13 protein-coding genes are annotated in these 18,589 nt (G+C 57.8%); 5 read left to right on the top strand and 8 right to left on the bottom strand.

The features are described 5' to 3' along the window. Window positions 1–2: 2 nt before the first annotated feature. Both psiE and pgi read right to left on the bottom strand, forming a co-directional pair. Window positions 3–413: a phosphate-starvation-inducible protein PsiE gene (gene psiE / locus ACP4QI_RS01095; RefSeq protein ID WP_142487837.1), complete on the bottom strand. Its 411-nt coding sequence runs from the start codon at window positions 411–413 to the stop codon at window positions 3–5. Between the two features lie 179 nt (window positions 414–592). Continuing rightward, window positions 593–2,242 carry a glucose-6-phosphate isomerase gene (gene pgi, locus ACP4QI_RS01090; RefSeq protein WP_426495397.1) on the bottom strand — a complete coding sequence of 550 codons (1,650 nt, stop codon included), beginning with the start codon at window positions 2,240–2,242 and terminating at the stop codon, window positions 593–595. A 304-nt stretch (window positions 2,243–2,546) separates the two neighbouring features. On the opposite strand from pgi, the gene lysC reads away from it, so the two are divergent. After that, the gene (gene lysC, locus ACP4QI_RS01085; RefSeq protein WP_156262683.1) at window positions 2,547–3,896 is read left to right on the top strand and encodes a lysine-sensitive aspartokinase 3; all 1,350 of its coding nucleotides are present in this window, start codon (window positions 2,547–2,549) and stop codon (window positions 3,894–3,896) included. 33 nt (window positions 3,897–3,929) lie between these two features. On the opposite strand, the gene ACP4QI_RS01080 is transcribed toward lysC, so the two are convergent. Continuing rightward, the gene (locus tag ACP4QI_RS01080) at window positions 3,930–4,718 is read right to left on the bottom strand and encodes a nucleotidyltransferase domain-containing protein (protein WP_156262682.1); all 789 of its coding nucleotides are present in this window, start codon (window positions 4,716–4,718) and stop codon (window positions 3,930–3,932) included. Window positions 4,719–4,723: 5 nt separating this feature from the next. Beyond that, the gene (locus ACP4QI_RS01075) at window positions 4,724–5,950 is read right to left on the bottom strand and encodes an RtcB family protein (RefSeq protein WP_156262681.1); all 1,227 of its coding nucleotides are present in this window, start codon (window positions 5,948–5,950) and stop codon (window positions 4,724–4,726) included. Window positions 5,951–6,138: 188 nt separating this feature from the next. Here ACP4QI_RS01075 and rtcR point away from each other — a divergent pair, with 188 nt between their 5' ends. The 3 genes from rtcR to ACP4QI_RS01060 all read left to right on the top strand — a co-directional run bounded on the left by rtcR (window position 6,139) and on the right by ACP4QI_RS01060 (window position 9,105). Then, window positions 6,139–7,713: an RNA repair transcriptional activator RtcR gene (rtcR, locus tag ACP4QI_RS01070; protein ID WP_426495396.1), complete on the top strand. Its 1,575-nt coding sequence runs from the start codon at window positions 6,139–6,141 to the stop codon at window positions 7,711–7,713. Window positions 7,714–7,824: 111 nt separating this feature from the next. Then, on the top strand, window positions 7,825–8,769 hold the full coding sequence (panS, locus tag ACP4QI_RS01065; RefSeq protein ID WP_142487831.1) for a ketopantoate/pantoate/pantothenate transporter PanS: 945 nt from the start codon (window positions 7,825–7,827) through the stop codon (window positions 8,767–8,769). 63 nt (window positions 8,770–8,832) lie between these two features. After that, the gene (locus ACP4QI_RS01060; protein WP_142487830.1) at window positions 8,833–9,105 is read left to right on the top strand and encodes a DUF3811 domain-containing protein; all 273 of its coding nucleotides are present in this window, start codon (window positions 8,833–8,835) and stop codon (window positions 9,103–9,105) included. Here ACP4QI_RS01060 and rluF read toward each other — a convergent pair whose 3' ends face one another. From rluF to metH, 3 genes are all read right to left on the bottom strand, one after another. Next, the gene (rluF, locus tag ACP4QI_RS01055) at window positions 9,106–9,981 is read right to left on the bottom strand and encodes a 23S rRNA pseudouridine(2604) synthase RluF (protein WP_142487829.1); all 876 of its coding nucleotides are present in this window, start codon (window positions 9,979–9,981) and stop codon (window positions 9,106–9,108) included. It lies immediately after the preceding gene. Window positions 9,982–10,126: 145 nt separating this feature from the next. Beyond that, a complete protein-coding gene (locus ACP4QI_RS01050) occupies window positions 10,127–11,758 on the bottom strand; it encodes a Na/Pi cotransporter family protein (protein ID WP_285127639.1) in 1,632 nt (543 codons plus the stop codon). A 306-nt stretch (window positions 11,759–12,064) separates the two neighbouring features. Beyond that, window positions 12,065–15,748 (bottom strand): methionine synthase, encoded by a 3,684-nt coding sequence (gene metH, locus ACP4QI_RS01045; protein ID WP_426495395.1) that lies wholly within the window; start codon window positions 15,746–15,748, stop codon window positions 12,065–12,067. 194 nt (window positions 15,749–15,942) lie between these two features. Here metH and iclR point away from each other — a divergent pair, with 194 nt between their 5' ends. Then, entirely contained in the window at window positions 15,943–16,767 is an 825-nt protein-coding gene (iclR, locus tag ACP4QI_RS01040) for a glyoxylate bypass operon transcriptional repressor IclR (RefSeq protein ID WP_156262676.1), read from the top strand. Window positions 16,768–16,848: 81 nt separating this feature from the next. Here the strand turns inward: iclR and aceK are convergent, their stop codons facing one another. After that, entirely contained in the window at window positions 16,849–18,576 is a 1,728-nt protein-coding gene (gene aceK, locus ACP4QI_RS01035) for a bifunctional isocitrate dehydrogenase kinase/phosphatase (RefSeq protein ID WP_426495394.1), read from the bottom strand. Between the last annotated feature and the right edge of the window lie 13 nt (window positions 18,577–18,589).

Below are 18,589 nucleotides of genomic sequence, written 5' to 3'. Positions count from 1 at the left end.
TTTTATTCCCGTTTTAATCGCTTCGAGTTGCACAGCCAGAGTGTGACCACCAGCAGCAGGATTGCCGCCGAGTAGAGCAGCACGTCGAGGGGCGATTTATGATCGACGATAATCAGTCGCACAATCGCGGTGATACCAATGTAGATAAAGTAGCGCAGCGGGAAGTGAAAGCCAGACTGAAAGTACTTCACGATCAGGGCGATAAATTCGAAGTAGAGAAAGTAAACCACCAGCCCTTCAACCAGCTCGTATTTGCTGGTTTGCTCAGGGGCAAAAAGCACATCAGCCAGATGCACCGTCTCTTTACCGAGGAAGACGACCAGGATCAGGCCAAGGCTCAGCAGACCCAGGTTCAGCACGGTCTGCAGAATGGTTGAGATAAACTCAACGCGTGGGCGAGTCAGGGATGTCATACAGCACCTCATTCTCCAGGGCGAGGTTCCTGTATAACGCAAAAATGTGACGGGGATCTATATTTTTTGTTTATATTTTGTGCAGATCTGCCGGGCGGCACTCCGTTTGCCCGGCCTACGGGGTTTTGTAGACCCGGTAAGCGTAGCGCCACCGGGCACACAGACCGCAACAGACTTACTTATGCGCGCCAGGCTTTATAACGGTTAATCAGACCGTTGGTGGAGCTGTCGTGGCTGTTGATATCCTGGTTATCACCCAGCTCTGGCAGAATGCGGTTAGCCAGCTGTTTGCCCAGCTCTACGCCCCACTGGTCAAAGGTGAAGATATTCAGGATTGCGCCCTGGGTGAAGATTTTATGCTCATACAGGGCAATCAGCGCGCCCAGGCTGAATGGGGTGATCTCACGCAGCAGGATGGAGTTGGTCGGACGGTTGCCTTCGAACACTTTGAACGGTACCACGTGGTCCAGCGTCGCCGGATCTTTACCCTGATCGCGATACTCCTGCTCAACCACATCACGCGCTTTACCGAACGCCAGCGCTTCAGTCTGCGCGAAGAAGTTCGACAGCAGCTTCGGATGGTGGTCAGACAGCGGGTTATGCGTGATGGCCGGGGCGATGAAATCGCAAGGAACCATCTTGGTGCCCTGGTGGATCAGCTGGTAGAAAGCGTGCTGACCGTTGGTGCCTGGCTCGCCCCAGATGATTGGGCCAGTCTGGTAATCCACGGCGTCGCCGTTACGGTCAACGTATTTACCGTTGGATTCCATGTTGCCCTGCTGGAAGTAGGCCGCGAAACGGTGCATGTACTGGTCGTACGGCAGGATCGCTTCGGTTTCAGCGCCGAAGAAATTGTTGTACCAGATGCCGATCAGCGCCAGCAGTACCGGCAGGTTTTTCTCTGGTGCGGTGGTGGAGAAGTGTTTATCCATCGCGTGCGCGCCGGAGAGCAGCTCAACAAAGTTGTCGTAGCCCACGGAGAGGATGATCGACAGGCCGATAGCTGACCACAGGGAGTAGCGTCCGCCAACCCAGTCCCAGAATTCAAACATGTTGGCGGTGTCGATGCCGAACTCGCCTACCGCTTTGGCGTTGGTGGAGAGCGCCGCGAAGTGTTTCGCTACGTGCTGCTGGTCACCGGCCGTTTTCAGGAACCAGTCGCGCGCGCTGTGGGCGTTGGTCATGGTTTCCTGGGTGGTGAAGGTTTTAGACGCCACCAGGAACAGGGTGGTTTCCGGGTTCACGTTTTTCAGCACTTCCGCGATGTGGGTGCCATCGACGTTAGAGACAAAGTGCATGTTGAGGTGGTTTTTGTACGGACGCAGCGCTTCGGTCACCATGAACGGGCCAAGGTCGGAGCCGCCGATACCGATGTTCACCACATCGGTGATTGCTTTGCCGGTGTAGCCTTTCCAGCTACCTGAAATGATCGCTTCAGAGAAGGATTTCATCTTTTCCAGCACCGCGTTCACTTCCGGCATTACATCTTTGCCGTCAACGATAATTGGGGTATTGCTACGGTTACGCAGGGCCACGTGCAGCACCGCGCGATCTTCGGTGCGGTTGATCTTCTCACCGGAGAACATGGACTTGATGGCACCGCTCAGATCGGTCTCTTTCGCCAGATCCTGCAGTTTTGCCAGCGTCTCTTCGGTGATGCGGTTTTTGGAAAAATCCACCAGCATCCGATCGTCGAAGGTCGCGGAGAACTTGCTGAAACGATCGCCGTCTTTCGCGAACAGCTCCGCGATGGTGACGTCTTTCATTTCTTCAAAATGTTTCTGTAATGCCTGCCAGGCTGAAGTCTGCGTTGGATTGATATTTTTCATAGCAATACTCTTCTGAATTGAGAATTGTGACCTCGGTCGATTGTAGCCTCTGTCGCTGAAAATTGTGATGGTTTTTATGCCATTGGCCTGGCCTGTATCAAGTGCGACGCAAAAGCCCCAAAAGTATAGCTGTTATAAGTCCTGTTTCTCATATGGAAGGCAGCATGAAAAATCCGCATAATCCCGGCGTTGACAGGATCCTCCACACATTTTATTTATACACACGGTATTTGCGCCTGCACCGATAAAACTATTTTGTCCTTGTGCCATGGTCGCTTTTTTCCTTCCCTGACACGAGGTTGTTATGACGAGTTTTGTTGTCGCCAAATTTGGCGGTACCAGCGTGGCCGATTACGATGCCATGAACCGCAGCGCCGATGTGGTGCTGGCCGATCCTGATACCCGCCTGGTGGTGTTGTCCGCTTCGGCTGGCGTCACCAATCTGCTGGTCGCCCTTGCTGAAGGGCTGGAAGCGAGCGAGCGCCAGGCTAAACTCGAAGCGCTGCACAAAATTCAGTTCGATATTCTTAGCCGCCTGCGCGATCCGAGCGTGATTAGCGAAGAGATCGAGCGCCTGCTGGAAAATATTATCACCCTGGCGGAAGCCGCCTCTCTGGCCACCTCTACCGCCCTGACCGACGAGCTGGTCAGCCACGGTGAGCTGATGTCGACCCTGCTGTTCGTTGAAGTGCTGCGCGAGCGTAACGTTCAGTCGCAGTGGTTTGACGTGCGTAAAGTGCTGCGCACCAGCGACCGCTTTGGCCGCGCCGAGCCGGACGTTACCGCCATTGCTGAACTGACGACCCAACAGCTGGCGCCGCGCCTGGCGGAAGGGATTGTCATCACCCAGGGCTTTATCGGTAGCGAAGCCAAAGGCCGCACCACCACGCTGGGCCGCGGCGGCAGCGACTACACCGCCGCCCTGTTGGGTGAAGCCCTGCAGGCCTCCCGCGTCGATATCTGGACGGACGTGCCGGGCATCTACACCACCGACCCGCGCGTGGTGCCTGCGGCAAAACGTATTGATGTGATCGCCTTTGAAGAGGCCGCTGAGATGGCGACCTTTGGCGCGAAAGTGCTGCACCCGGCAACGCTGATGCCTGCCGTGCGCAGCGACATTCCGGTGTTCGTGGGCTCCAGCAAGGATCCAAAAGCGGGCGGTACCATGGTGTGCAACACCACTGAAAACCCACCGCTGTTCCGCGCTCTGGCGCTGCGTCGCAAACAGACCCTGCTGACCCTGCACAGCCTGAGCATGCTGCACTCCCGCGGCTTCCTGGCCGAAGTGTTCAGTATTCTGGCGCGCCACAGCATCTCGGTAGATCTGGTGACCACTTCAGAAGTGAACATCGCCCTGACCCTGGATACTACCGGCTCTACCTCCACCGGCGATACCCTGCTGACGCAGTCTCTGCTGATGGAGCTTTCGGAACTGTGCCGTGTTGAGGTGGAAGAAGATCTCGCCCTGGTGGCGATCATCGGTAACGAGCTGTCCCGCGCCAGCGGCGTGGGCAAAGAGGTGTTTGGCGTGCTGGAGCCGTTCAACATCCGCATGATTTGCTATGGTGCTTCCAGCTACAACCTGTGCTTCCTGGTGCCTGGCGCCGAAGCCGAGCAGGTCGTGCAGAAACTGCATCATAACTTGTTTGAGTAACAGAAAAATGGCCCGGGAAACCGGGCCATTTTTTTATCCTGCCAGTACCGTTCTCATCAGCAGCGAATCCAGCGAGGCTATCTTGCCATTACGGCTGTCCGGCAGCGTAGGAGGGTTTTCACCCCGCGCCAGCTCCTGAGTGATGAAAGCATGCAGCAAAGGCCGTCTGGGGCCGTATTGCGCTTCTCCCGCACGCTGTTTTATCGCCAGCAGGTCATCGATTTCCTGACGTAACGGCGCATCAAGCTCGCTTCCCGCCAGCAGTTCGGCAAAACGCATCGGTGGCATACCTTTTCCGGCCTCCACCCACCGCACCGCTAATAGAGGACGCAGGACGTAAAAGTACTTTTTCAGTCGGACCTCTGCGTCCTGCAAATAGCCGCGGAAATTTTTGCGCGCCATAGAGTAGTAGTGCCAGCGCGCACGCACGGGGGAGAACCAGGCGGGCACCTGCGTGCGTAGCTCGGTTATCACCTTGTCGCTCTGCTGATAGACCACCGGCGAATCCAGCCACTCGATAAGCGTGGGGTTAGCCGCTTTCAGCAGGCCAAGCGCCTTGCGCCACTCCCAACCGCTCACGTCGAGTTCGTCGTCTATGGGCAGCTCAATGACATCCCGCTGCGGCTCGACGCGCAAATACCAGTCAGGTTTATGCACATACAGGAAGCGCACGTCATAATCGCTATCCGGCGATGCAAAGCCCCAGCCGCGGCTGCCCGATTCACAGGCATACAGCACGGTCACATTGAATCGTTGCTCTATTTCGTTGAGTTGCTGCCGCACACGCTCGCGCATGGCGGTATCCACACCGTTATCAGCCATCTGCTTTATCCTTTTACACATACCACCTGGCGCAACGTATGGACGATTTCGACCAGGGATGCTTGCGCCGCCATGACGGCATCGATGTCTTTATAGGCCATCGGGATTTCATCGATGACCTCGTTGTCTTTTCTGCACTCGACGTGGGCCGTGGCGCGGATCTGATCGGCAACGGTGAAGCGTTTTTTGGCCGCCGTGCGGCTCATCACCCGTCCTGCCCCATGGCTACAGGAGCAGAAGCTCTCCTCATTGCCCAGGCCGCGCACGATAAAGCTCTTCGCCCCCATCGAGCCGGGGATGATGCCCATTTCGCCCTTCTGTGCCGACACTGCCCCTTTGCGGGTCACCAGCACCTCTTCACCAAAATGACGCTCTTTCTGCACATAGTTGTGATGGCAATTCACCGCCTCCTGCTGGGTCAGAAAAGGCTTTGGCACGATGCGCGACAGCGCGGCCAGCACGCGCGACATCATCACCTCGCGGTTATGGCGGGCAAAATCCTGCGCCCACTCCACGGCCTCGATGTAATCGTTATAGTGTCGGCTCCCCTCCTGGAAATAGGCCAGATTCCTGTCAGGAAGGTTGGCGATATGCTGCTGCATATCCTTCTGCGCCAGGGTGATAAACACGTTGCCAATCGCATTACCCACGCCACGTGAGCCGCTGTGCAGCATGACCCACACGCGTTGCTGCTCGTCCAGGCACACCTCGATAAAGTGGTTCCCGGTGCCCAGCGTCCCCAGATGCTGATGGTTATTGGTTTTCAGCAGTTGCGGATATTTATCCGTCAGTCGCTTAAAGCGCGGCGCCAGCTGACGCCAGTGGTTATCCACTTCATCCGGCGTCTTTTCCCACGCCCCCTTGTCGCGACGGGAGCGGGTGTTGGTGCGCCCGTGCGGCACCGCCTGTTCAATGGCGCTGCGCAGCCCGTGAAGGTTATCCGGCAGATCGCCTGCCAGCAGCGACGTCCGCACGGCGATCATCCCACAGCCGATATCCACCCCCACCGCCGCCGGAATAATGGCCCCTTTGGTGGGGATCACGCTGCCAATGGTGGACCCTTTCCCGAGATGCACATCCGGCATCACCGCCAGATGTTTGAAAATAAACGGCATCTTCGCAGTGTTCAGCAGCTGCTCGCGCGCCTCTGGCTCTACGGGAACCCCGTGCGTCCACATTTTTACCGGTGCGCTGTGATGCGCCGTTAATACGTCAAAATCATTCTGTTTCATGGTGCTCACCCTCAGGGATGTCTGTTACTGAGAAGTATTGCCAGAAGCGTGCCAGAATATTAAGCCTTCATAAATAAAACATATCCTTTTGATTATATTTACTTTAATTCACATAGTTTCTTCAGACATTGCTTAAGCCGCAGAATATTTTTATCTTTTAGTATCGGTTTTTATCTTGAAGGATAAACATGAAAAAGCGGCGAGTGGTTATTGGAGTCCTGGGCACGGTGATGGACAAACGCGGCAAGCGGGCTAACCGCTTACGCAAATGGCGCCCGACGGTCGGGCTTTGCCAGCAGCCCGACCTCCCCGTCGACAGGCTTGAGCTCCTCCACCAGCCCCAGGATCGGGGGATGGCGGAACAGATAACGGAAGATATCAGGCTGCTCTCGCCCCATACCACCGTGCGCTCGTGGCCCGTCACCATTGCCGATCCCTGGGATTTTGAAGAGGTCTACGCCGCGTTCCTCGACTTCGCCACCCACTACAAGTTTGACACCGAGCATGAAGAGTACCTGGTGCATATCACCACCGGCACGCACGTGGCGCAGATCTGCTGGTTTTTGCTGACCGAAGCGCGGTATCTTCCCGCCAGCCTGATCCAGACCGGCCCTGCCAGCAGGGATGCGCCCGAAGAGGCAGTGCCTGTCGGACGTTACTCGATCATCGACCTGGATTTAAGCCGCTATGCCGCGCTGACCAGCCGCTTTCAGCGCGAGCAGCAGGAATCCGTTTCGTTCCTCAAAGCCGGGATTGATACCCGCAATGCCACCTTCAACGCCCTGATCGATCAGATTGAACGCGTGGCGCTGCGCTCGACCGCCCCTGTATTACTGACGGGCCCAACGGGGGCCGGAAAATCCTTCCTCGCCAACCGTATTTACCAGCTTAAGCAATCCCGCCATCAGCTGACGGGCAGGCTGGTGGCAGTAAACTGCGCCACGCTGCGGGGTGACAACGCCATGTCGACCCTTTTCGGTCATGTCAAAGGGGCATTTACCGGGGCGGCAACGGCGCGTGCCGGGCTGCTGCGTGAGGCTGACGGCGGCGTGTTGTTTTTAGATGAGATCGCCGAACTGGGCCTCGACGAACAAGCCATGCTGTTGAAGGCCATCGAAGAAAAAACCTTCTTCCCGTTTGGCTCTGATAAAGAGGTCAGGAGCGATTTTCAGCTGATTGCCGGTACGCACCGGGATATGCGCCAGTGGGTGGCGGAAGGTCGTTTCCGGGAGGATCTCTGGGCCCGTATCAATATGTGGAGTTTTGCCCTGCCCGGCCTGGCGCAGCGTCGGGAGGATATCGCCCCCAACGTGGAGTACGAACTGCAACGCTTCGCGACTGAAGCGCAATCCCAGGTGCGTTTCGACAGAGAGGCGCGTGAGCGCTATCTGCGTTTTGCTGACTCGCCTCAGGCGTTGTGGCGGGGTAACTTTCGGGAACTGGGTTCCTCTGTGGCGCGGATGGCCACGCTTGCCGAACAGGGGCGCATCACCTTAGCGCTTGTTGAGGAAGAGATCGTCAGGCTGCAGGAGAGCTGGCAAATCGCCACGCCATCCGCGGCGATGGCGCTCGATCTCTTCGACCAGCGACAGCTGGAAACCGTGCTGGAGGTGTGCCGCCGTAGCGCCTCATTATCCGAGGCCGGTCGCGAACTCTTTGCGGTCTCCCGGATGAAAAAGGTCAACCCTAACGATGCCGACAGGCTGCGCAAATATCTCACCCGCTTTGGGCTGAGCTGGGAAAGTCTTCACCCGGGATCATGAAGAAAATTTGGTTGAACAAAATTCATTAGCAGGATAAACAATATCTCTAAGCCGGGCTCGAACCCGGCTTTTTTATAACTACATGACACAACACAATCGCAAGGAATCCGTATGTTATCCGCCATTACCCGGCTGTTCCCGTTATGGGCGCTGCTGCTCTCTGTTCTCGCGTATTACACGCCATCTACCTTTACCGCTATCGGCCCGTGGGTCACCACGCTGCTGATGCTGATCATGTTCGGCATGGGCGTGCACCTGAAAGTCGACGATTTTAAACGCGTGCTGTCACGCCCGGCCCCGGTCGCGGCGGGTATTTTCCTGCACTACCTGGTGATGCCGCTGGCGGCATGGGCGCTGGCTATCGCCTTTAAGATGCCGCCTGACCTCTCCGCCGGGATGGTGCTGGTGGGAAGCGTGGCCAGCGGTACGGCCTCCAACGTGATGATCTATCTGGCGAAAGGCGATGTGGCGCTGTCGGTGACCATCTCCTCCGTCTCCACGCTGGTGGGCGTGGTAGCAACCCCGCTGCTGACGCGTCTGTACGTGGATGCCCACATTCAGGTGGATGTGATGGGAATGCTGCTGAGCATTCTGCAGATCGTGGTGATCCCGATTGCGCTGGGGCTGATTATCCACCATCTGTTCCCTCGACTGGTGAAAGCCGTGGAGCCGTATCTGCCGGCGTTTTCGATGGTCTGTATTCTGGCCATTATCAGCGCCGTGGTCGCCGGTTCTGCGGCGCATATCGCCTCTGTCGGTTTTGTGGTGATTATCGCCGTGGTTCTGCATAACACCATCGGCCTGCTGGGCGGTTACTGGGGCGGAAAGCTGTTCGGCTTTGACGAATCCACCTGCCGCACGCTGGCGATTGAGGTCGGGATGCAGAACTCCGGCCTGGCCGCTGCGCTCGGCAAAATTTACTTCTCGCCGCTGGCGGCTCTGCCGGGTGCGTTGTTCTCGGTATGGCATAACCTGTCCGGCTCGCTGCTGGCGGGTTACTGGTCGGGTAAGCCGATCGATGAACAAAAGAAACGCGATGTGGTGAAGGAAGGTTAATTCAGCTTCGCGACTGCGAAGGCATGCTTTACACTGAAGCCTCTCTCACAGGAGGCTTCAGGTATGTCCACACCGAGATTGACCCAGAAAGACATGACGGAAAGCGAGCAGCGCGAACTGAAAACCCTGCTCGATCGCGCCCGTATCGCCCATGGCCGACTGCTGACCAACGCCGAAACCAATCACGTTAAGAAAGAGTACATCGACAAACTGATGGCGCAGCGTGAACTGGAAGCCAAACAAGCCCGCAAGCTTAAAAAAGCGCAGGCTTATAAGGTGGATAAAGAGGCGACATTCTCCTGGTCGGCGAATACCCCAACCCGTGGAAGGCGCTGATCAGCGCCCTTTCTTTTTGCGCCCTGGCTGGGTAAAGCGTTTTCCATTCCCGGCCGGTTTGGCTTTACTTTTCTCTTCCGCCTGTGGGGCCTTGACCACCGGTCGCTTGATGCCCTGCGTTTTCGGTTTTGCCTTCGCTTTCGGCTTCGCTTCTGAGGATGAGTTCTCGATCAGCTTAAACAGCTCAATCAACTCGTCCCCGGTCAGATCGCGCCACTCGCCCAGCGGAATGCCGGAGAGGCTGACGTTCATGATGCGCGTACGCTCCAGCTTCGTCACTTCAAAGCCAAAATGTTCGCACATGCGGCGGATCTGGCGGTTTAAGCCCTGAACCAGGGTGATACGGAAGGCGAACGGCGCCTCTTTCTTCACCTTGCACTTCTTCGTGACTGTGCCGAGGATCGGAACGCCCGCCCCCATCCCGCGAATGAATTCGTCCGTCACCGGCTTGTTGACCGTGACGATGTACTCTTTCTCGTGGTCGTTACCGGCACGCAGGATTTTATTCACCAGATCGCCGTGGTTGGTGAGGAAAATTAATCCCTGGGAGTCTTTATCCAGACGGCCAATCGGGAAGATACGGCTGCTGTGGTTGACGAAATCAACGATGTTGTCGCGCTCGCCATCTTCCGTGGTACTGACAATGCCAACCGGTTTATTCAACGCGATAAACACCAGGTCTTCTTCGTCCCGGGGCTCGATCAATTGACCATTCACTTTGACCACGTCGCCAGGGACGACCTGATCGCCAATGGTGGCGCGTTTACCGTTGATAAACACGTTGCCCTGTTCAATGTAACGGTCAGCCTCGCGGCGCGAGCAGATCCCGCTCTCGCTAATGTATTTGTTTAATCGGGTAGATTGAGTTGGCAGCATAATTTCTCCTGTAGAGGCGAAATATACCCCAGGTTTGAGCTGGTAAAAAGCTAAGTACCAGGAAATACGAGACGCATTCAGTATGGTCCTGGCTATCTTGCGCAAGCCCCCGGCGTCGTTGCCCGCGCCAAAGGCTTAACGCAGATTAATACTCATCCCGGCCATCATCTTCATCCGGCTGCTCCATCACGCTGTACGCCACCGCGCAGAACAGGGAGTTCAGACGCTTCATGTCGCCCAGTAGCCCCATATGCAGGGAGCTGGTCTCGATACTTTGCACGTTCTGTTGGTGCAGCCGGTCAACGTGCGCGTGGGAATAGCGGCGGTTGAGGATGCGGAAACGGTGCTTGTTACGACGCAGGCGACGGGCGCTGGCCAGATCGCTGGAGAAAAAGACCGACATCGCCAGCCTGAGGTTGGCGAGCAGCTGATCGTGCAGCGCATCCAGCTCTTTGACCCCTTCGAGGGAAAACGCCCGGCGGGCCGCCAGCGATTTGTCAGCGATTTCACTCCCCATGCGTTCGACGATATCGGAGGCTTGCTCCAGATTGAGCGACATCTCTATGATCTCCGCCCAGCGGCGGGACTCTTCTTCCGCCAGCTCATCTTTTGGCATCCGCGCCAGATAGAGCTTGATGGCGGTATAGAGCACGTTGATGTCATCCGCGAGCTTGCGCAGCGCTTTCTCTTCCCGCGGTTCGCCGTGCATCACCTTTTTCAGCCCCTCCAGCATCTGCTCCATGGCATCGCCCATGCGCAGCGTTTCCCGAGCGGCATTGGCCAGCGCTAGCGCCGGGGTATCCAGAGCTGAGGTGTCCAGATGTTTCGGTTTCAGGCGCGCATCGAGCTCGGGTTCATCGCGGATAATCCGTTCACAGAACCGCGCCATCACCCCGGCAAAGGGTACCATCGCCAGGCAGCGCACCAGGTTATAAAAGACGTGGAAGTAGATCACCATCTCCGATTCCGGCAGCGACAGGTTATCCATCAGATTCGCCAGCGGATAGACGAAAGGCAGGATGGCCAGGCTACCCACCAGCTTAAACAGCAGGCTGCCGAGCGCCACGCGACGGGCCGCGGCGTTGGCGGCGCTATTATTGAGTACCGCCAGCAGGCCGGAGCCGAGGTTAGCGCCAATCACCAGACACAGGGCCACCGGGAAGGAGATGATCCCCGCCGCGGTGAGCGTGGCGGTTAGCAGCACCGCCGCCAGGCTGGAGTAGCTAATCAGGGCAAACACCGCGCCAATCAGCGCATCCAGCAGGATATCGCCGGTCAGCGAGGCGAAGATGACCTGCACGCCGCTGGCCTGGGTAATGGGTGTGACGGCCTGGACGATCAGCTCCAGCGCCAGCAGAATCAGGCCAAGGCCGATCCCCACCCGTCCCAGCTGTCCGGCGCGGGTCTGTTTACGGCCAAGGAAAAATATCACGCCGATGAAAATCAGCAGCGGCGACAGCCAGGAGAGATCGAAGGTTAACACCCGCGCCATCAGCGCGGTCCCCACGTCGGCACCGAGGACAATCACCAGCGCAGGGGTCAGCGCCACCAGATCCTGCGCCACAAACGAGGTGACCAGCATGGTGGTGGCGTTGCTGCTTTGCACCAGCGCGGTCACGCCAATGCCGGCGCAGAACGCTAGCGGTTTTTTCTCAATGCTGCGGCTGAGTACAGTACGTAAGCGGGCACCAAAAACACGCATCACGCCGGTACGGACAATGTGCGTGCCCCAGACCAGCAACGCCACGGCAGAAAGCAGATGTAGCAGAGTCAGCACGGATGTAGGTTCTCCTTTTCGTTATACGTTTTCCTGAGGCTCGTTGCGCGCTGTAGGCCCGGTAAGCGAGAGCGCCACCGGGCAATGCCGAAGGAGCCTTCGATCAGTATAAGGGGTCAAACGTAAGAAAGAGACAGGGCACCCTGTGGGTGCCCTGTTTGTTGTAAGGAAACGTGACGTGAACCGGACACTGACCGTCGGCGGCGCAGTCAGATTGCACACGGACTGCCCGCAGTGAGGGGAGCGTACACAAAGTACGTGACCCGAGTGAGGACAGCCCTGGTGCAAGCTGGCAAGTAAGCCAGGTCAGTCTGCGTCGTAGCCGAGGTTCGGAGCTAACCAACGCTCCACTTCCGAAACGCTCATCCCTTTACGCAGGGCATAATCCTCCACCTGATCGCGCTGGATCTGCGCCACGGCGTAGTACTTGCTGTCAGGATGACTGAAATACCAGCCGGACACCGACGCCCCAGGCCACATGGCGAAAGATTCGGTGAGCTTCATGCCGGTATGGGCTTCGACATCCAGCAGCTGCCAGATAGTGCCTTTCTCGGTGTGCTCCGGGCAGGCCGGATAACCCGGCGCCGGACGAATACCCTGGTAGTTCTCGCGGATCAACTCCTCATTGCTGAGGTTCTCGTTCGGGGCATAGCCCCAGTACACTTTACGCACCCGCTCATGCAAGTATTCGGCAAAGGCCTCGGCCAGACGGTCGGCAATCGCTTTAATCATGATTTTATTGTAATCATCATGCTGCGCTTCGTAGGCATCCGCCAGCGCGTCCTCCTCCAGCCCGCCGGTTACGGCAAAGGCACCGATGTAGTCCGCTTTACCGCTCAGCTTAGGCGCGACAAAATCGGCCAGGCAGTAGTTGGCAAAACCGACCTTCTCGGTCTGCTGACGCAGATGATGGCTGACCGTCAGCACGTGGGTGCGAGTTTCATCGCGATAGATCTCGATGTCATCGCCCACACGGTTGGCCGGGAACAGCCCCACCACGCCGCGCGGGTTGAGGGTTTTCTCCGCGCTGAGCTGATCGAGCAGGTCGTTGGCATCCTTAAACAGGCGCTGGGCCTCTTCACCCACCACTTCATCTTCGAGGATGCGCGGATATTTTCCGGCCAGCGACCAGGTCATAAAGAACGGCGTCCAGTCGATGTAGTTGCGCAGGGTTTCAATGCTGGCCGTCACCTCCTGCACGCCCAGACGATGGGCAACCGGCGGCGTATAGCTTGACCAGTCAAAGGCCAGGTCGTTATCACGAGCCGCGGCCAGGGTGACCGGCGGGGTGCGCGGCTTTTTGCGCGCGTGCTGGATACGCACCGTCTCGTACTCTTTGCGGGTTCTGGCAACAAAGTCGTCGCGCTGGGTTGCTGAAAGCAGCGCCGAGACCACGCCCACCGTGCGCGACGCGTTCTGTACGTACACCGTCGGCCCGCTGTAGTTCTGCTCGATCTTCACCGCCGTGTGCGCTTTCGAGGTGGTCGCCCCGCCAATCAGCAACGGCAGGGTAAAGCCCTGGCGCTCCATCTCTTTCGCCACGTTGACCATCTCGTCAAGCGACGGGGTAATCAGCCCCGAGAGGCCAATCAGGTCAGCATTCACCTCGCGCGCGGTTTTGAGGATTTTATCCGCCGGCACCATCACGCCGAGGTCGATAATTTCGTAGTTATTACACTGCAGTACTACGCCGACGATGTTTTTGCCGATGTCGTGCACGTCGCCCTTCACGGTGGCAATCACCATCTTGCCGTTGCTGGAGCCTTTCTCTTTGCTGGCTTCGATGTAGGGCTCGAGATACGCCACCGCCTGCTTCATTACGCGGGCGGATTTCACCACCTGCGGCAGGAACATTTTACCCTCGCCGAACAGATCGCCGACCACGTTCATGCCGTCCATCAGCGGGCCTTCGATCACTTCGATTGGACGGGCGGCCTGCTGACGTGCTTCTTCAGTGTCGAGTTCAATAAATTCGGTAATGCCTTTGACCAGCGAATATTCCAGACGCTTTTTCACGTCCCACGAGCGCCACTCGGCCTGCTGAACGTTGGCGCCGTCGTCGGCTTTGCTGCCGCGGTATTTCTCCGCCAGCTCCAGCATGCGCTCGGTCGCGTCGTCTCGGCGGTTAAGGATCACATCTTCTACCGCATCGCGCAGCTCCGCTGGCAGATCGTCGTAAATCGCCAGCTGCCCGGCGTTAACGATCCCCATGTCCATCCCGTTGCGGATGGCGTAGTAGAGGAACACCGCGTGGATGGCTTCACGCACCGGGTCGTTACCGCGGAACGAGAACGACACGTTCGACACGCCGCCGGAGATCAGGGCGTGCGGCAGCTCGCGCTTGATGTCTTCACAGGCACCGATAAAGTCCTGGGCATAGTTGTTGTGCTCTTCAATCCCGGTCGCGACGGCGAAGATATTCGGGTCAAAAATAATGTCTTCCGGCGGGAAGCCCACCTCTTCGGTCAAAATCTTGTACGCGCGGCGGCAGATCTCAATTTTACGCTCGCGGGTATCCGCCTGGCCCACTTCATCAAAGGCCATCACCACCACGGCGGCACCGTAGCGGCGCACCAGTTTGGCATGATGGATAAAGGGCTCAACCCCCTCTTTCATGGAGATGGAGTTAACGATGCCCTTGCCCTGAATGCACTTCAGCCCTTTCTCGATAACTTCCCATTTCGAGGAGTCGATCATGATCGGCACGCGGGCAATGTCCGGCTCACCGGCGATCAGGTTGAGGAAACGCACCATCGCCGCTTCGGCGTCGAGCATCCCCTCATCCATGTTGATATCGATAATTTGCGCGCCGCTCTCTACCTGCTGGCGGGCCACATCCAGCGCTTCGCTGTATTTCTCTTCTTTGATCAGACGCTTGAACTTCGCGGAGCCGGTGACGTTGGTACGTTCCCCTACGTTCACAAACAGGCTCTCATCACCGATGTTCAGCGGTTCAAGCCCGGCCAGTCGGCAGGCAATCGGCAGCTCGGGTAATTTACGCGGCGGCAGGCCTGCCACGGCGTGGCTCATGGCGGCGATATGCTCCGGCGTGGTGCCGCAGCAGCCGCCGACAATATTCAGGAACCCGGACTCGGCCCATTCGCGGATCTGCGCCGCCATGGTCGCGGCGTCGAGATCGTATTCACCGAAGGCGTTCGGCAGGCCGGCGTTCGGGTGAGCGGTCACGTAGCATTCGGCGATGCGCGACAGTTCCTGTACGTACTGGCGCAGTTCGTCCGGCCCCAGCGCACAGTTCAGGCCAAAGCTCAGGGCATCGGCGTGGCGCAGGGAGTTATAAAAGGCTTCGGTGGTCTGCCCGGACAGGGTTCGGCCAGAGGCATCGGTGATGGTGCCGGAGATCATGATCGGCAGATCCACGCCGAGGGCCTCGAACTCCTCTTTCACCGCATAGATAGCGGCTTTGGCGTTGAGGGTATCGAAGACCGTTTCAATCATGATCAGATCGGAACCGCCTTCCACCAGCGCACGGGTCGACTCGCGGTACGCGGCCACCAGTTGGTCAAAGGTGATATTACGAAATGCCGGATCGTTCACGTCCGGAGAGATAGAGGCGGTGCGGTTGGTCGGGCCAAGCACGCCTGCGACGTAGCGCGGTTTCTCTGGCGTGCGGGCCGTCCATTCGTCGGCACAGGCACGCGCCAGCTTCGCCGCCTCATAGTTGATCTCCGCCGACAGGGATTCCATCTCGTAATCCGCCATGGCGATAGTTGTCGAGTTGAAGGTGTTGGTCTCAACGATATCCGCGCCCGCCTCGAAATAGGCGTAATGAATGGCGGCGATAATCTCTGGCTTGCTGAGCACCAGCAGGTCGTTGTTACCTTTCAGATCGCAGGGCCAGTCGGCGAAGCGGTCGCCGCGAAAGTCGTCTTCACTCAGACGATAGCTCTGGATCATGGTGCCCATACCGCCATCCAGCACCAGAATGCGTTCATTTAACTGCGCACGCAGTTGATCTACTTTGCTGCTCACACTTGCTCCCGCCAACGCTCAACCAGGCCAAAAGGCCAGCAGACCATACTGGCATAATCTTGCAAAGGGGAAAAGTCACACCGCGGTAACATGAGACATGTTCACTATAACTCCTCCGATCAGTAAGGATAGCGGTTGCAAAACAGCCAAATAAAACGAAAATGATTTCCACGATACAGAAAAAGGAGCCTGTCATGGTTGCCACCGTTCCCGCTAAACGCGGCAGAAAACCCGCCGCCGCAACCGCCCCGGCGGGCGGACAAGTCCAGTCCCTGACGCGGGGCCTCAAACTGCTGGAGTGGATAGCCGAGTCGCACAGCAGCGTGGCGCTGACCGAGCTGGCCCAGCAGGCTGGCCTGCCGAACTCCACTACCCATCGCCTGCTTACCACCATGCAGCAGCTGGGCTTTGTCCGTCAGGTGGGCGAGCTGGGGCACTGGTCCGTAGGTGCCCACGCGTTTATCGTCGGCAGCAGCTTTTTGCAGAGCCGTAACCTGCTCGCTATCGTGCACCCGATCCTGCGCAAACTGATGGAAGACTCCGGCGAGACGGTCAACCTGGCGGTGCTCGACCAGAGCGATCATCAGGCGATTATTATCGACCAGGTACAGTGTACCCAGCTGATGCGCATGTCGGCGCCGATTGGCGGCAAGCTGCCGATGCACGCCTCAGGGGCGGGAAAAGCATTCCTGTCCCAGCTGAGCGAAGAGCAGGTTACCGGGCTGCTGCACCGCAAAGGCTTACACGCCTATACCCATGCGACGCTGGTGTCTCCGGTGCATCTGAAAGAGGATTTGGCCCTGACGCGCAAGCGCGGCTACTCCTTTGATGATGAGGAGCATGCGCTGGGTCTGCGCTGTCTTGCCGCCTGCATCTATGACGAGCATCGCGAGCCCTTTGCCGCCATCTCTATTTCCGGGCCAATCTCGCGAATGACCGATGACCGGGTGACCGAGTTGGGTGCGCTGGTGATTAAGGCGGCGAAAGAGGTCACGCTGGCGTATGGTGGGATCCGTTAAGATGGTTTTGCCGGGTGGCGGCTGCGCCTTACCCGGCCTACATTCGGACCGTAGGCCCGGTAAGCGCAGCGCCACCGGGCGTTAAACCGCAAATCTGATGCTAAACCTCTGCTTACGCCGGTAAGCATATACATCTTCCACATGACCGTTCTGGATGCGCTTTTGCAGGCCCCGCCAGTAGTCGGCGCGAAACAGATCGGCGTGCATCTCCTCAAATAGCGTCCCGATGCGCGGGTCAGCGCAGAGCCAGTGACGAAACTCTTCCGGGAAGACATCTCCCGGTGAGACGCTGTACCAGGGCTCGCTGGCGAGCTCATCCTCCGGGTAACGCGGCGGCGGGATCTCCCTGAAATTCACTTCCGTCATGTAGCAGATTTCGTCGTAATCGTAGAACACCACCCGCCCGTGTCGGGTGACGCCGAAGTTTTTGAACAGCATATCGCCCGGGAAGATGTTAGCCGCCGCCAGCTGGCGGATAGCATTGCCGTACTCTTCGATGGCGTCGTGAAGGGCCTGTCCCTCCGCCTGCTCCAGCCAGATATTGAGCGGCACCATCCGTCGTTCAATGTAGAGATGGCTGATGATAATCCGGTCACCCAGATCGCTGATTTTTCCCGGCGCTTCCTGAAGCAACAGTGCCATCAGTTCCGGCGCAATCTGTCGCTTATCGAGTACAAAGTTCTCAAACTCCTGGGTATCCGCCATTCGCCCGACGCGATCGTGCTCTTTAACCAGCTGATAGCAGGCGCGCACGTGGGCGGCAGTCATCTCTTTTTGCGGGGCGAATTTGTCCTTAATCACCTTAAACACCCGGTCAAACCCCGGCAGGGTAAAGACCAGCATCACCATGCCGCGAATACCCGGGGCTTCAATAAACTGCTCGTCGGCATGGGCGATATAGTGCAGATACTCCCGGTAGCTCTCGGTTTTGGCATGCTTCTGACACCCTATCGCCATATAGAGCTCAGCGGTGGTTTTACCCGGAAGGATTTCGCGCAGCCACGCCACCAGCGCGCCAGGCTGCGGGGCATAAACCATAAAATAGGAGCGGGCGAAGCCGAAAACGATGCTCGCCTCGGCGCTGGTGGTCAGGCAGGTATCCACCATCAGCTCCCCTTCATCACTGCGATGAATGGGCAGCAGAAACGGCAGCGTGACGTCCGGCGTGACCAGCTTGCCCACCAGCCAGGCGGCTTTGTTGCGATAGAAGAGTTCGTTCGCGACCTGCAGATGGCCGTTGCGCAGCTTGTCTGCACCCAGCGTGTCAGACAAATGGGCGATGATATACCCGACATCACGCGGGCGATTTTGCCAGGGCAGCCGCAGGGGGAGATCGGCTAACACTTTGGTTAACAACGCCTCCCAGCCCTGATCGGGAAAGAAATCTTTCGCCAGCGGTCGCGGCAGGGTGCGAAAACGTTGTCCGGATTGAGAGCTGAAAATAAAGAGCCGCTCCGGTGATAGCGAGCGGTGATCGAACAGCCGACAATAGACGGAATTGAAAAAGCTTTCCGCAATTTCAAAGCGAGGGTAATCCGGCAGCAGATGGGTGTAATGCTCTTTCACACGCAGTAAGAACGCGGCATCGGTACTGGTGTGCCCGGTGATGCAGCGTAATTGCTCCGCCACCAGCCCAACGTGATGATCATAAAGGTGAATACGCTGCTTCATCGCCTGCTGCACGGCGTGCCAGTCGGCCTGCTCAAAGCGCTGTTGCGCCCCGGACGTCACTTCAAGGAAACGACCATACTGGGCATCGAAGCCCTGCAGAATGGTTTGTGCAATCAGTAACTCCAGGCCACGCGACATAGCTTCCCTCTCC

Origin of the sequence: Leclercia sp. TB492 (genome assembly GCF_049974505.2) — a bacterium.
GTDB lineage: Bacteria > Pseudomonadota > Gammaproteobacteria > Enterobacterales > Enterobacteriaceae > Enterobacter > Enterobacter adecarboxylatus_C.
This window is presented reverse-complemented; position numbering and strand designations above follow the sequence as displayed.

Coding starts and splice junctions, on each gene's coding strand:
- psiE (WP_142487837.1), bottom strand. CDS start 413: ATGACATCCCTGACTCGCCCACGCGTTGAGTTTATCTCAACCATTCTG.
- pgi (WP_426495397.1), bottom strand. CDS start 2,242: ATGAAAAATATCAATCCAACGCAGACTTCAGCCTGGCAGGCATTACAG.
- lysC (WP_156262683.1), top strand. CDS start 2,547: ATGACGAGTTTTGTTGTCGCCAAATTTGGCGGTACCAGCGTGGCCGAT.
- ACP4QI_RS01080 (WP_156262682.1), bottom strand. CDS start 4,718: ATGGCTGATAACGGTGTGGATACCGCCATGCGCGAGCGTGTGCGGCAG.
- ACP4QI_RS01075 (WP_156262681.1), bottom strand. CDS start 5,950: ATGAAACAGAATGATTTTGACGTATTAACGGCGCATCACAGCGCACCG.
- rtcR (WP_426495396.1), top strand. CDS start 6,139: ATGAAAAAGCGGCGAGTGGTTATTGGAGTCCTGGGCACGGTGATGGAC.
- panS (WP_142487831.1), top strand. CDS start 7,825: ATGTTATCCGCCATTACCCGGCTGTTCCCGTTATGGGCGCTGCTGCTC.
- ACP4QI_RS01060 (WP_142487830.1), top strand. CDS start 8,833: ATGTCCACACCGAGATTGACCCAGAAAGACATGACGGAAAGCGAGCAG.
- rluF (WP_142487829.1), bottom strand. CDS start 9,981: ATGCTGCCAACTCAATCTACCCGATTAAACAAATACATTAGCGAGAGC.
- iclR (WP_156262676.1), top strand. CDS start 15,943: ATGGTTGCCACCGTTCCCGCTAAACGCGGCAGAAAACCCGCCGCCGCA.
- aceK (WP_426495394.1), bottom strand. CDS start 18,576: ATGTCGCGTGGCCTGGAGTTACTGATTGCACAAACCATTCTGCAGGGC.